At 52.9% G+C, this 13,286-nt stretch carries 11 protein-coding genes; all 11 read right to left on the bottom strand.

What is annotated here, in order from left to right; translation table 11 throughout:
• Positions 1 to 4 precede the first annotated feature (4 nt).
• The 11 genes from B5F07_RS00960 to B5F07_RS00910 all read right to left on the bottom strand — a co-directional run bounded on the left by B5F07_RS00960 (position 5) and on the right by B5F07_RS00910 (position 13,265).
• On the bottom strand, positions 5 to 1,834 hold the full coding sequence (locus B5F07_RS00960) for an ATP-dependent helicase (protein ID WP_087159404.1): 1,830 nt from the start codon (positions 1,832 to 1,834) through the stop codon (positions 5 to 7).
• 31 nt (positions 1,835 to 1,865) lie between these two features.
• Complete coding sequence (gltX, locus tag B5F07_RS00955; RefSeq protein ID WP_087159403.1) at positions 1,866 to 3,335, bottom strand: glutamate--tRNA ligase; 1,470 nt, start codon at positions 3,333 to 3,335, stop codon at positions 1,866 to 1,868.
• The gene (locus B5F07_RS00950; protein WP_087159402.1) at positions 3,332 to 4,102 is read right to left on the bottom strand and encodes an SIR2 family NAD-dependent protein deacylase; all 771 of its coding nucleotides are present in this window, start codon (positions 4,100 to 4,102) and stop codon (positions 3,332 to 3,334) included. Before B5F07_RS00950 ends, gltX begins: the two co-directional genes overlap by 4 nt.
• A gap of 125 nt (positions 4,103 to 4,227) precedes the next feature.
• The gene (locus tag B5F07_RS00945) at positions 4,228 to 5,433 is read right to left on the bottom strand and encodes a hypothetical protein (RefSeq protein WP_162613025.1); all 1,206 of its coding nucleotides are present in this window, start codon (positions 5,431 to 5,433) and stop codon (positions 4,228 to 4,230) included.
• Positions 5,434 to 5,566: 133 nt separating this feature from the next.
• Positions 5,567 to 7,000 carry an adenylosuccinate lyase gene (gene purB / locus B5F07_RS00940; protein ID WP_087159400.1) on the bottom strand — a complete coding sequence of 478 codons (1,434 nt, stop codon included), beginning with the start codon at positions 6,998 to 7,000 and terminating at the stop codon, positions 5,567 to 5,569.
• Positions 7,001 to 7,089: 89 nt separating this feature from the next.
• The gene (gene purF / locus B5F07_RS00935) at positions 7,090 to 8,517 is read right to left on the bottom strand and encodes an amidophosphoribosyltransferase (RefSeq protein WP_087159399.1); all 1,428 of its coding nucleotides are present in this window, start codon (positions 8,515 to 8,517) and stop codon (positions 7,090 to 7,092) included.
• A 254-nt stretch (positions 8,518 to 8,771) separates the two neighbouring features.
• Positions 8,772 to 9,557 carry an amino acid ABC transporter ATP-binding protein gene (locus B5F07_RS00930; RefSeq protein ID WP_087159398.1) on the bottom strand — a complete coding sequence of 262 codons (786 nt, stop codon included), beginning with the start codon at positions 9,555 to 9,557 and terminating at the stop codon, positions 8,772 to 8,774.
• A 12-nt stretch (positions 9,558 to 9,569) separates the two neighbouring features.
• Entirely contained in the window at positions 9,570 to 10,253 is a 684-nt protein-coding gene (locus tag B5F07_RS00925) for an amino acid ABC transporter permease (protein ID WP_087159397.1), read from the bottom strand.
• A 15-nt stretch (positions 10,254 to 10,268) separates the two neighbouring features.
• Positions 10,269 to 11,120 (bottom strand): transporter substrate-binding domain-containing protein, encoded by an 852-nt coding sequence (locus B5F07_RS00920; protein ID WP_087159396.1) that lies wholly within the window; start codon positions 11,118 to 11,120, stop codon positions 10,269 to 10,271.
• A 119-nt stretch (positions 11,121 to 11,239) separates the two neighbouring features.
• Positions 11,240 to 12,007 (bottom strand): hypothetical protein, encoded by a 768-nt coding sequence (locus B5F07_RS00915; protein WP_087159395.1) that lies wholly within the window; start codon positions 12,005 to 12,007, stop codon positions 11,240 to 11,242.
• Positions 11,982 to 13,265 carry a DUF5716 family protein gene (locus B5F07_RS00910; protein WP_087159394.1) on the bottom strand — a complete coding sequence of 428 codons (1,284 nt, stop codon included), beginning with the start codon at positions 13,263 to 13,265 and terminating at the stop codon, positions 11,982 to 11,984. The genes B5F07_RS00915 and B5F07_RS00910 overlap by 26 nt, the downstream gene beginning before the upstream one ends.
• Positions 13,266 to 13,286: the final 21 nt, after the last annotated feature.

The following is a 13,286-nucleotide window of genomic DNA, read 5'->3' as shown; positions in this document are numbered from 1 at the left end:
GGTTCTACTCTTCCAGCAGTTCTTCGACGAAACGGGAAGGCTGAACGGTCTTTCCGTTTTTCGTCTTTACATAGCAGACTTTCAGGGTGTTCTTTGCCCGGGTCATCGCCACGTAGAAAAGCCTTCTCTCCTCCTCTGTCTCCTCATCCGTCTTCGCCTTCTTATAGGGAATACTCCCCTCATTGGCACCGATAATGAACACCGTATCAAATTCAAGCCCCTTGGCGGCATGGATCGTCATAAGACGCACTCCCTCCTGCTGCGCGGAGCGGTTTCTCTCCTTCTCTTTCAGCGCTTCCGTATACTCCTGTACATGGGTGAACCACTCTTCCAACGTCCTGATGGGACGGGACGCCTCCTCGATCTCCGCCAGAACATCCGTCAGATCCGTCTTTTTCACCTTGTTCGTCAGCGCATAATCCTTCAGGAAATCATCGTACCCGATCCGTTTTCTGATATACTGGATCGCCGCATAGGGCGCCATCCTGGACAGCATCTTCACATCCCACTCGAACTGGTCCACCCGGTCCATCATCCAGTCCCGGTCGCAGTAGAACCTGCGGATATCCTCAAAGGAAACATTTTCTCCGGAAAGGCTGTCCCGGCCGATATACCGCTTCGGACGGTTCATAATCCGAAGGAAATCGCCTCTGCTCCGCGATCCTGCTGCCAGATGAAAATACGCCATAATATCCTTTGCTATAAAATGATCGTAGAGATTGGGGAGGTGCTCTTTCATCTGGAAGGGGATCTTCCGGCTGACCAGTTCCTCCACCACCGGTCTGGCGTCCGTGTGGACGCGGAAAAGGACCGCCGCGTCCTCCCAGTTCTTTCCGCCTCCGGCCATCTTCTCAATCTCGTCCGCCACATACTCCGCTTCTTCCGCCGGATCCTTCACTTCCTGCACATGCAGGCAGGGACCTGCATCCCGCGCCGCTTCCAGTTCCTTCTCAAAGCGTTTTTCGTTGTTCCGGATCACCCGCAGGGAATTATTCACGATATTGGCGGCAGACCGGTAGTTTGTCCCGAGAAGGATCCTCTCCGCGTCCGGGTAATCCTCAAGGAAGCGGAACATCAGACTGGAATCCGCCCCCCGGAATCCGTAGATCGCCTGATCGTCGTCCCCCACCACGAAAAGATTGTTCTCCGGGCGCGCCAGCATCCGGATCACATCGTACTGGATCCGGTTGATATCCTGGAACTCATCGATCAGTATATAGCGGAACTTCTTCTGCCACTGTCCCAGCACATCCGGCCTTTTCTGAAACAGGTCGCAGCAGAGCACGAGCATGTCATCAAAATCAATTTTGCGGAGTCCCTTTCTCATCTTCTCATAATCCGCATAAATGGACCGGAAGGCGTCAGCGCTGCACTTGGCAGAGACAAATTCCTCCGGATCAAGACGGTTGTTCTTGATCTTCCCGATCTCCGCGGCAATATCCTGGATAAAATCCTCCTCGTCAAAGACATCCATCTTCTGCCTGGCAGCCGCCTGCCGCAGAATCTGGTACTTTTCTTCCTCGGAGAGAATATTTTCCGGTCCCATCCGGTACGCCCACTTCAGGATTCCGTAATAGATCCCGTGAAATGTCCCCATTGTGACCGGCGCGCTGCCCTTCCCCATCAGTGACGCAAGCCTGTTTTTCATCTCCGCGGCCGCGTAACGGGTAAAAGTAACGACCAGAATTTCTTCCGGCCGCACAGCACATCTCTCGATCAGATATTTAATTCTGTTTACAATTGTAAGGGTCTTGCCGGACCCCGGTCCCGCCAGTACGAGACAGGGGCCTTTTTCATGCATGACCGCTTTTTTCTGTGCCTGATTAAAACCCATGATGTCCTTTCTGTACCGAATCCTTCCCGGCTCAGCCGAGCTCCTCCTCAAGCTTTCGGATTCCAAGCCCGATTCTTCTGAGAGATTCCTCCTTCTGAAGCACTTCCATGATCTCGGTTGCTCCTCCCGGCGTATTCTGCTTTCCGGAAACCGCCGTCCGGATAGGCCACATCACATAGCCGATCTTGTATCCTTTTTCTCCTGCAAATGCTTTCAGCGTCTCGAAGAGCGCATCGTTGCTGTAGTCTTCCTGCTCCTCCAGAACCGGAAGCACCTCTCTTAAAAGCTCAAGCGCTTTCTGCGGATCCGTCTTCATCTTCTTATGGTTATAGAGCGCCGTATCGTAGGATGGGAGCTCCTCAAAAAAGTCGATCTGCTCACAGATATCCGGGAATATCTCAATTCTCGTCTTCACCAGCGCCGCAATCTTTCTGAGATCATAATCTTTTGTCACAACGCGGCGGATGTAAGGCTCTGCCATCTCATAGAATTTCTCGAAATCCATGGCCTTTAAATATTCTCCGTTCATCCACTTCAGCTTTACAATGTCAAACACTGCCGGTGATTTGCTCATATGGCGGTAATCGAACGCCTCCACAAGCTCCTCCAGCGAGAAAATCTCACGGTTGTCCGACGGACACCACCCGAGCAGCGCCACATAATTGACCACCGCTTCCGAGACGAAGCCCTGATCGATCAGGTCCTCATAGGAGGAGTGACCGCAGCGTTTGCTCAGTTTCTTGTGGTTCTCATCCGTAATCAGCGGACAGTGAACGTATACCGGGACTTCCCAGCCGAATGCCTCGTAAAGCCGGTTATACTTGGGTGCAGAGGAAAGATATTCATTGCCCCGCACCACATGGGTGATCTTCATGAGATGGTCGTCCACCACATTGGCAAAATTATAGGTCGGAAATCCATCCGACTTGATCAGGATCATATCATCCAGCTCATTGTTCGGCACAGTGATATCTCCGTAAATCTCATCGTGGAAGGTAGTTTCTCCTTCATTTGGCACGTTCAGGCGGATCACCCACGGCTTTCCTGCCGCCAGATTCGCCTCCACTTCCTCCCGGCTTAATCCCAGGCAGTGCTTGTCATAAACCACAATGTCCGTGCCGTCATCGGATACCGATGTTTTCAGGGACTCCAGACGCTCCTTGTCGCAGAAGCAGTAGTAGGCATCTCCCTGTTCCACCAGCTGTTTCGCATATTTCAGATAGATCCCCTGCGCATTTCTCTCGCTCTGCACATAGGGTCCGTATCCGCCGTCCCGGTCCGGTCCTTCATCGTGAATCAGCCCGGTCTTTTCCAGTGTTCTGTATATAATGTCCAGGGCGCCTTCCACGAACCGCTCCTGGTCCGTGTCCTCCACACGGAGGATAAAATCCCCACCTTCATGCTTTGCAATCAGATAGGCGTACAGCGCCGTCCGCAGGTTTCCGACATGCATCCTCCCCGTAGGACTGGGTGCAAATCTGGTTCTTACTTTTCCGTTCATTTCTTTTCTCCAATCTGGTCCATATTTTCTCTTTCATACTCCGCCGCTATCTGCTCCAGAAAATCATCGCACCGGCTGCGGATCACAATATCCGCCTGCTGATCCGTATAGTGTTCCATCTCCTCCACAAGGATCAGGTTCGTCCCCGTATAGTACTGAAGCATCTGTGAGCACAGCGGAGTGCTCAGGTTTGTTCCGAGAACAAGCAGTACATCTGCCTTTGCAATCTCTTCCGCCGCTTTCGTCATAAGGCTGTTGTCGATCATCTCTCCGAAAAGGCATACCTGGGGTCTCAGCGCGGTAAGGCACTTCTCACACAGAGGAACCCCTCTGGCATTCTTCACATATTCCACAGAGTAATGCCTGCCGCAGGACGGGCAGACATTGTCAAAAACCGTCCCCTTCAGATTCAGGACATTCCTGCACCCCGCACGGTCTTCAAGCCCGGCGATCCGACGGGTGATAATCGACTGTACCAGCCCGAAATCCTGAAGCTTCTTCAGATCATAAAAGCCGGCTCCCGGAGGATTCTCCGCAGCCTTCAGGATCACTTCCTTATAGAACTTGAAAAAGAGTTCTTTTCTGGCGGAATAAAATCCGCTGTTGAATATTTCCTCAAAAGAGTACCCGTATTTTTCCTCGATATCGTAGGATTCTTCTCCGTCTCTCAAAAGCGGATATCCGCTCTCCTGCATCATCCCGATTCCGCTTAAGACAACTGTATATCTGCTTTTCTCCAGAATCCGGAGCATGTTCTTCTCTCTCACAGCCCATCCCTCCTTCTGAAGCCAGACAGCTTTTCCAGACGGCAAAGCGCGCTTTTTGTGCTCCCGGCTCATCTGCTATTATAAAGCATATCCCGGGATAGTTCAATAAACAAAACACACAGATATCAAAGCATGATCTTATCTGCCGGAAGATTGCCCGTATCGGTGACATTTCCCTTTCTGGCGTCCACCATCTCCAGCATCGTTCCCGCAAACGCGTCATCTGCCAGGCGTTCTACATGTGACGGCAGAAGAAAGAATCCCACTCTTCCGGCGGGAAATGCCAGCAGACAGGCACCGTCGTCCGCATAAAGTACTCCGTCCGAAGCAAAAAGCGAACCGCCGGAAGCCTCCGTCTCGAACCAGAGCATGGCGTCTGTTCCGAGGAAGGCGCCTTCTTCCGCATAAGTAATGTTCGCCGGGATATAGACTTCCGAGATCTCTGCCGCCGCACCGGCAAAAGCACCTCTTGCAATTCCGCTGCATCCTTCCGACGGCAGCTCCATATATCCGTCCACCACTGCCGTATCCACATCCGCGATTCCACAGATCATACCGGATTCGCTGACAAGGAATCCGCCCACGTTCACGGCGCCGGCATGCTCCGGGTCTGTGCCCGCCCCGCCGGGCTCTGTATCCACCGGTGTATCAGGCAGCACATTCTCTCCGCTGTCGGATGCGGGGACATCCGGCACATCCGAAGGAATATCGGCTCCGGGCGCATCCGGCGCATCCGAAGGAATATCGGTTCCGGGTGCATCCGGCACATCCGAAGGAATATCGGTTCCGGGGAGATCCGGCACATCCGAGGGGAGATCCGCTCCCGGCGCGTCCGGCACATCCGAGGGGATGTCAGCCCCGGGGAGATCCGCCGCAGGGAGATCTGTTATATCTGATGGAAGATCTGCCCCTGGAGCATCCGGAACTCCTGCAGGGAGGTCCGCCGCGGGAATATTCCGCGCCCCGGCCGCCTTTTCACCGCTCAGGTCCTTTTCTGCTTCTCCCGGTACATCCACGGCAATTTCCGCTGCAATATTCTGATTCTGCACATCACCGGAAACTTCTGCCGGGAGTTCCGGAACCGCAATATCACTGAGAGCCACAGCTCTGTCTGCCGCAATTGTATTCCCGCATATGCGTCCGCTTCCCGGCAGAATTATTCCGGCTATCCCCTCCGCTTTTTCCAATGGTTCCGCACATACGGCAACAGAAAGCAGACAGAGCACAAGAGCAACCGCCGCAGTTCTTGCGATTCTCCTCAAAAGCGAGCCCATATCCGTTCCGCTGTAAAGTTCCTCACACCATTCCATACCTTTCAGTCCCTTCTCCACCACATTTCTTCTCCGGGAAACCGCTCCCGTACTTTACCCGGATAAAGTATCAGAGAAAAAGGAATGTCACAATGCCGCTGCAACATTCCTTTGCCATTTCAGTTATTCTGTTTTCCGGCTTCCAAAAGCCCGATTATACGTTGATTTCGGCTTTCATGCCGAGCTCGTCTCTGTTCTCCTCAAGAAGAGGACGGATCACACGGGTGAGGTACATCTCCACCTGCTCCTTTGCGCGTCCCACATATCTTGCAGGCTCCATCGTCTTTTTCAGATCCTCCAGACTCATGTTGAACGCCGGATCTGCTGCGATCAGTTCCAGGAGATTATTGTCAAGCCCTTTCTCTTTCACATTTTTCCCGGCTTCCATGGAGAGCTCACGGATTCTCTCGTGGAGTTCCTGACGGTCTCCGCCTGCCTTCACCGCATCCATCATGATATTTTCCGTCGCCATGAACGGAAGTTCTGCCATGAGATGCTTCTCGATCACTTTCGGGTAGACAACAAGCCCATCCACCACATTCAGGCACAGGTCAAGGATTCCGTCCACAGCCAGGAATCCCTCCGGCACGCTGAGCCGCTTGTTCGCCGAGTCATCCAGGGTTCTCTCAAACCACTGGGTTGCCGAAGTGATGGCCGGATTCAGTGCATCGATCATCACATAGCGGGACAGGGAGGCGATTCTCTCACTGCGCATCGGATTTCTCTTGTATGCCATGGCAGAAGAGCCGATCTGTGTCTTCTCGAAAGGCTCCTCAATCTCCTTGAGGTGCTGCAGAAGACGGATATCGTTGGAGAACTTGTGGGCGCTGGCTGCAATTCCCGCCAGGACATTCAGCACTCTCGTATCCACCTTCCGGGAATAGGTCTGTCCGGACACCGGATAGCATGCCTTGAATCCCATCTTCTCTGCGATCATGGGGTCAATCCGGTCAATCTTCTCCTGGTCACCGTCAAAGAGCTCCAGGAAACTTGCCTGCGTCCCTGTGGTTCCCTTGGATCCCAGAAGCTTTAAGCTTCCCAGCACATAGTCCAGATCTTCCAGATCCATCTCAAACTCCTGCATCCAGAGCGTTGCCCTCTTTCCTACCGTGGTAGGCTGCGCCGGCTGAAAGTGGGTAAATGCCAGCGTCGGCTGTGCCTTGTAGGTATCAGCGAAATCCGCCAGCTCCGCGATCACATTGATCAGTTTCTTTCTCACCAGACGGAGCGCCTCCGCCATGATGATAATATCCGTATTGTCTCCCACATAGCAGGAAGTCGCACCCAGATGGATGATTCCTTTCGCCTTCGGGCACTGCACCCCGTATGCATAGACATGGGACATAACGTCGTGGCGCACTACCTTTTCCCGCTCCTTCGCCACCTCATAGTTGATATCGTCTGCATGGGCTTTCAGCTCATCGATCTGCTCCTCGGTAATATTGAGTCCCAGTTCCCGCTCCGTCTCCGCCAGGGCGATCCAGAGTCTCCTCCATGTCCGGAACTTCTTGTCCTGTGAAAAGATGTACTGCATCTCCTTGCTTGCATAGCGCTCGGAGAGCGGGCTGATATAACGGTCGTGGTTCATAATTCTTTCTCCTTTTCTGAATGTTGGGCATCAAGTGCCTTTCAGGGTAGCATCCGCTCCCTAAGCTTGAAGAGACCTCGCCAGGTGCTCTACTCAAATGCGTGGCTGATGTCTCTGCCGGGGACTTCCATGGGGTAGTTTCCGGTAAAACATGCGTCACAGTAATGCAGGTCGCCTACCATGTCTTTGAGCTTGCTGATCTCCATGTATCCCAGAGAGTCCGCCCCGATCATCTTCCGGATCTCCTCCGTTGTGTGGGAATGGGCGATAAGCTGTTCGTTGGAGGGTACGTCAGTTCCGAAATAGCAGGGATGCAGAAACGGCGGCGAGCTGATCCGCACATGGACCTCCGTGGCCCCTGCCTTTTTCAGCATGCGGATAATGTTGGCACAGGTCGTTCCTCTCACAATGGAGTCATCCACCATGACGATCCGCTTCCCTCTCACAACCTCCGGTATCACGTTCAGCTTGATCCTGACGCTGGATTCCCGGTCGCTCTGCTTCGGCTTGATGAAAGTACGCCCGACATAGCTGTTCTTGTGAAATGCCATACCGCCGGGGATGCCGGACTCCTCCGAATATCCTCTTGCAGCCACCAGACCGGAATCCGGCACGCCTACGACAAGGTCCGCCTCAACCGGATAGGATCTGGCCAGAGCCTTTCCTGCAAGGATCCGGGAATGGTAAACATTCACTCCGTCGATGGTGCTGTCCATTCTGGCGAAATAAATGTATTCAAATATACATCTCGCCTCTTTTTCCGCCGGAAGCGCCATGGACATGTCCGAGGTAATCCCTTCCTTTGTAATAGTGACAATCTCTCCCGGTCTCACATCCCGGACAAACTCCGCATCCACTGCCGCAATCGCGCAGCTCTCGGACGCCAGGAACCAGGTATTGTCCCTCTTTCCGATGCACAGAGGCTTCAGTCCGAAGGGATCTCTCGCGCCGATCATCTTTCTCGGACTGCTGACAACAAGGGCATATGCCCCCTTGATCTTGCGCATCGCATTTTTCACCGCATCCTCCGCCTTCGGGGTGTTGAGCCGCTCTCTTGCGATGTGGTACGCGATCACCTCGGAATCGATGGTCGTCTGGAAGATCGCCCCGGTATATTCCAGTTCCCGGCGCAGTTCAATGGCGTTGACCAGATTACCGTTATGTGCGATGGCAAGCGTCCCTTTCACGTAGTTGATGACAAGGGGCTGGGCATTCTCCGCCCGGGTTCCCCCCGCTGTGGAATAACGCACGTGGCCGACTCCCAGATTCCCTTTCAGCTCGGAAAGCGTCTCCTCACTGAACACCTCGTTTACCAGTCCCAGACCTTTGCGTGAGATCACTTTCCGCTGCCCGTTTGTGTCTGTCACAGCGATGCCGCAGCTCTCCTGACCGCGGTGCTGCAGGGCAAACAGACCATAATAAATCGACGGGGCCACATCATGCCCGTCCATGTCATAAGCCCCGAAGACCCCGCATTCCTCGCCGAGTCCCGTGGAAATCTTTTCAAAATCATTCATGCAATTCTTACACCTTACTGCCTTTCTCTTCTTCTTTGAATATCGTCGAGTATTCTGCACATTCGATTATAATATAAGGCAGAGGGAAAATCAACAATCCCTCTGCCGCGTATCTTTTTCTGCTTATTATTTTATTCGCGGCACATATATAACCTCTTCTTATATATAGTCGCATTTTTTCTAATTTTCTTATCGTTTTTGTATCAAATGCTGTCTTTGGAACAACATACTGTCTTTGGAACCTCCGGTCAGAATTATCCCTGTGTAAACCGGGAAAGGAACTGTTTCGTCCGCTCCTCCTTCGGATGTTCAAAGACTTCCGACGGCGTGCCGTGTTCGAGAATGCGCCCGTCATCCATAAAGATCACCTGGCTGGACACATCCCGTGCAAATGCCATCTCATGCGTGACGATAATCATCGTCGTCTCCTCGTCCGCCAGCCCGCGGATTACTTTGAGCACTTCTCCTGTCAGCTCCGGGTCCAGAGCCGATGTAGGCTCATCGAAGCAGAGGATATCCGGACGGAGCGCAAGCGCACGGGCGATCGCCACCCGCTGGCACTGTCCGCCGGAAAGCTGGTGGGGATAGTTGTTCATCCGGTCCGCAAGGCCCATCTGCCGCAGCAGATCCTCCGCCTCCGCCTGTATCTCCCCGTGGATCTCCTTTTTCCGCGCTTTGTAATCCGGCTGCGCCTTGGCAAGGAGCTCTTTTGCCAGCATCACATTCCCAAGCGCCGTATACTGTGGAAACAGGTTAAAGGACTGGAACACCAGACCGAAATGAAGCCGCTTTTTGCGGATCTGGCTCTCCTGCATGGTGGAGGGATCTGCCGCGTCAAACAGGGTCTCCCCGTTTACCCGGATCACTCCTCCTCCCGGATTCTCCAGAAAATTCAGGCACCGGAGCAGAGTGGTCTTCCCGCTTCCCGAAGATCCGATGATGGACAGCACATGTCCCTTTTCCAGAGAAAATGTTATATCTTTTAAGACTTCTGTCTGTTCAAAGCTTTTGCTTAAATGTTCGACTTCCAGAATCGCCATGTCGTCCACCTCCTATCGGAAATAATCCAGTTTCTTTTCAAGTCTGCCAAGCAGTACCGTAAGGATGCCGTTGAAGATCAGATAGTACACGGCGGTAAAGAACAGCGGCCAGATTGCCCCTGAAATTCCCTGGGATCCCTTCATGAAGGACTGCCCGGCCCAGATAATCTCCTGGAGCGCGATGATACGCGCAAGAGAGGTATCCTTGACCAGCGTGATAATCTCGTTGGACATGGGCGGAACAATGCGCTTGATCATCTGAAGCAGCGTAACCCGGAAAAAGATCTGGCTCTTCGTCATGCCAAGCACAAGCCCTGCCTCCTCCTGTCCATGGGGTACTCCCTGGATCCCGCCCCGGTAAATCTCCGAGAAATAGCAGGCATAGTTAAAGATAAATCCGATGGAAGCGGCAAGGAAACGTCCTTCCTCGCCCACCCAGAGGGTTACGTTGAGCACCAGCCCCGGGAAATAGTAAATGATCAGAAGCTGAATCATCAGGGGAGTTCCCCTGATGATCCATACAATGATCTTCATCAGATAGCTGACCGGCCGGAATCTGGACATGGATCCGAACGCGATCAGAAGCCCCAGCGGGATCGCTCCCAGAAGGGTTACAAAAAACAGTTTTAATGTCTGGATGAATCCGATATTCAGAGAATGAATGACAATCGGAAACTGCTCAATAAATAGTTCCATAATGAATCTTACCGCCTACTGTTCAATCAGTGCTGCCGTTACCCCGTATGTCTCGGCAGTCTCCTGCATCGTTCCGTCCGCATAGCTCTCTGTAAAGAACGTGTTCAGAGCTTCTGCAAGATCGGAACCTTTGCGGAAACCGACGCCGTACTCTTCGTTGCTCAGGCCTACCGTATATGTAAGGTCAGCATATCCGGTCCCCTCGCCTACCATGGCGGAAGCCATCAGGGAATCGATCACCGCAGCATCGGATGTTCCTGCGGCAACTTCCATCAGAGCATCGGACTGCGCGGTCACCGGTGTGTAGTTCAGTCCGAGTTCCTGTACTGCCTCTTCTCCTGCGCTTCCCGCCTCAACGGCAAAATTCAGTCCGCTTAAGCTCTCCACTGTCTGGTACTGGTCCGCCACATCCGACGGAACGATTACGATCTGCTGGTTGTTCAGATAAGCGTTGGTGCACTCCATGGATGCCGTCACCTCAGCAGTCAGGGTCATGCCGTTCCACACGCAGTCTATGGATTTTGCATCCAGTTCCAGGATCTTGTTGTCCCAGTCGATCTCCACAAACTCTGCCTCAACGCCAAGGCTCTCTGCAAATGCTTTCGCCATATCCGCGTCAAAACCGATCCATTCACCGTTCTCATCCTTGTAATCCATAGGCTCAAAATTCGTGATTCCCACGATCAGAGTTCCCTTGTCCTTCACATACGCCATATCGCTGTCGTCTGTGCTGTCATCCGCCGCGCCGGCGTTATCTGACGCCTTGCCCTGGTCCGCCGTCGCTGCATTATTGTCGGAACCGCAGCCTGCAAACACAGTTGCTGCAAGTGCTGCACAAAGTAATACGCTTACAAATTTCTTCTTCATATTGCCCTCCACTGCCGTATCTCTCCGGCCATACTTTTTTTCTCTACCAATGAGTCACTGTACTACGGTAAAGTTACCGTTGTATTCTACCACGCAGAAGCGTATCTGTCAAACACATTTCAGTTGTGGTTTCTTCTGTGCTGCCGCTTCCATTTTTCCAGCAGTGACGGGTCCGGCTCTGTCTGCAGATTCTTCCGGATCTCATCCAGTTCCTGCCTCATCCGTGCATTCACTTCCATATAATCATCCTGTTTCGTGATCAGGATGTGATACTCCTCCATTGACATATACTTGTATGAGGCGTAGAGATAAGGTTTGAGCAGCGCCTTGTCCCCGCAGATCTGGTAAGCCCGGTCATACATGCGGGCAGCCTCCTGGTACAGAAACAGCCTTCCGTAAGCGGCTCCCAGGCAGGCATAGATCTTGCCGTAGAACTTCTCATCCACGCTCTCGTCCTTCTCCTGGTTTAAGATCGCCTGATACACAAGGATCGCTTCCTCCACCTCGCCGCTCTCCAGAAGATTGTCGCCCTTGTACTTCTGGCGCTCGATATCCTTCTGGTTCTTCAGATGCTCCAGGACGTTCTGGATACGGATCATCTCCGGCTCCCTGTAGATCCGGGAGGATTTGAGGATGGTCAGCACGAATTTCTCCACCGACCCCCGCAGGCGCAGGACATCCCGCAGCGCATTCGCCAGATCGGTCATTCCCAGTTCCTCGTCAAGCCATGTGCAGAGCTGCTCGTTCATAATCGTATAGTCGATCAGGTACAGATTGTTGCACAGATAGTAGCAAAGCTCTTCGATTGTAAATATCCGGCAGTGGATCCTTGTAATCTCATAGGGATGTGTGGCATGTCTGTCATGACAAAGAATTAAACTTCCCATCGTTTCCTCCTAAGTGAATAATCTTCTCCGCCTGGAAATCCGTAGCCATAAAGAAATCGCCGAATCCCACATCACGGACCGTGATCTTGCAGGTCTTTTCATCCAGGAACAGCGTCTCGATCTGAAGCCGCATGGAATACTCCGCCCGTTTCGGGAAATGGTCCAGGGAGATGGTCTCCGTCCGCACCGTCCCCTGAATCAGGGATTCCACGTGGAATTCGATATCCTCCACATCCTCCAGGATCACCTCCCACTGATTGTTGGACTCGTACCAGTGGGCGCCCCAGGACACGATCGGGTACCACATTTCCTGTCCGTCCACCCTCATGTTCACGGTAATCTGATCCGTCAGCTTGTCCTCCGAGAGATAGACCGGGTTCTCGATGTGCATGTACAGCTTCCGGTACGCCGTGTAGCAGGCCCCCTTGCTGTACAGATTATTTCCGATAAAAGCCCTGCGCCCGTTGCAGATGACCCGCAGGGATTTGGGATACCAGTTGTTTTCAAAGCCCTCCCCGGTCAGGAACACCGAGGAGACAATGCGCTTGTCAAAGACGCTCTCGATGAATTTGCAGAACATGGCGTCCGCTTCCTTCGCCTTGTCCTCGTTGAGCACGGGATAGACCATGGCAAGTTCCTTCATGTGTGCGCTCGCCACTTCATCCACTGTCACAAATGTGGTCTTTCCGCCGCCCAGCCCGGGTTTTAACCTTCGCAGCATGTAGGCTTTGATCTCATTTCTGTCACAGCAGAACAGGGCAGCGTCATACTGCCAGAGTTCTTTTGGCTGGTAGAAAAGATAGTTGCAGAAGCTCTCCTTGTAATCCTGTATGAAAATATGCCGCTTGTCGATCTTCATGCGCACCGCAATCCCCCGGAGCATCTGCGCCAGTTCCTCCGTCAGGGAAGGCACGGTAAACACGATTCCCTCGATCTCCGGAAACGGCTGGAGGGACATCTGAATAAACTGGGAGAGAAGCCATACCGCATCGTAGGACTCCTCGCCGAAATCAATCTTGTCGCCGGCAAGACTCTTGCTTAAAAGCCTTGTCACCGTAAATCCCTCTTTGATCGAGACAAGGCGTCTCGCCTCTTTCCCGTACGCCCATGTGTCCCGGAGTTTTCCGATAATCAGCGGGATCTGGTAATTGTCCGCATCCACTTCCAGTGTATCCGGCTCCATCTGCTGGTCGTTGTAGTAACTGATCTGGCATGTCTTGTCATTTATCTCGTATCCGATTATACTGCCCTGTCCCATGAAAAGGAACCTCCTTAAAAC

Source organism: Lachnoclostridium sp. An169, from assembly GCF_002160525.1.
Lineage (GTDB): Bacteria > Bacillota > Clostridia > Lachnospirales > Lachnospiraceae > Mediterraneibacter > Mediterraneibacter cottocaccae.
Note: the sequence above shows the minus strand (reverse complement) of the source record. Positions and strands in the feature narration are given on the sequence as shown.

Excerpts from the sequence above, each read along its gene's own strand:
- B5F07_RS00960 (WP_087159404.1), bottom strand. The coding sequence starts at position 1,834 with ATGGGTTTTAATCAGGCACAGAAAAAAGCGGTCATGCATGAAAAAGGC.
- B5F07_RS00925 (WP_087159397.1), bottom strand. The coding sequence starts at position 10,253 with ATGGAACTATTTATTGAGCAGTTTCCGATTGTCATTCATTCTCTGAAT.
- gltX (WP_087159403.1), bottom strand. The coding sequence starts at position 3,335 with ATGAACGGAAAAGTAAGAACCAGATTTGCACCCAGTCCTACGGGGAGG.
- B5F07_RS00910 (WP_087159394.1), bottom strand. The coding sequence starts at position 13,265 with ATGGGACAGGGCAGTATAATCGGATACGAGATAAATGACAAGACATGC.
- B5F07_RS00920 (WP_087159396.1), bottom strand. The coding sequence starts at position 11,120 with ATGAAGAAGAAATTTGTAAGCGTATTACTTTGTGCAGCACTTGCAGCA.
- purB (WP_087159400.1), bottom strand. The coding sequence starts at position 7,000 with ATGAACCACGACCGTTATATCAGCCCGCTCTCCGAGCGCTATGCAAGC.
- B5F07_RS00930 (WP_087159398.1), bottom strand. The coding sequence starts at position 9,557 with ATGGCGATTCTGGAAGTCGAACATTTAAGCAAAAGCTTTGAACAGACA.
- purF (WP_087159399.1), bottom strand. The coding sequence starts at position 8,517 with ATGAATGATTTTGAAAAGATTTCCACGGGACTCGGCGAGGAATGCGGG.
- B5F07_RS00915 (WP_087159395.1), bottom strand. The coding sequence starts at position 12,007 with ATGGGAAGTTTAATTCTTTGTCATGACAGACATGCCACACATCCCTAT.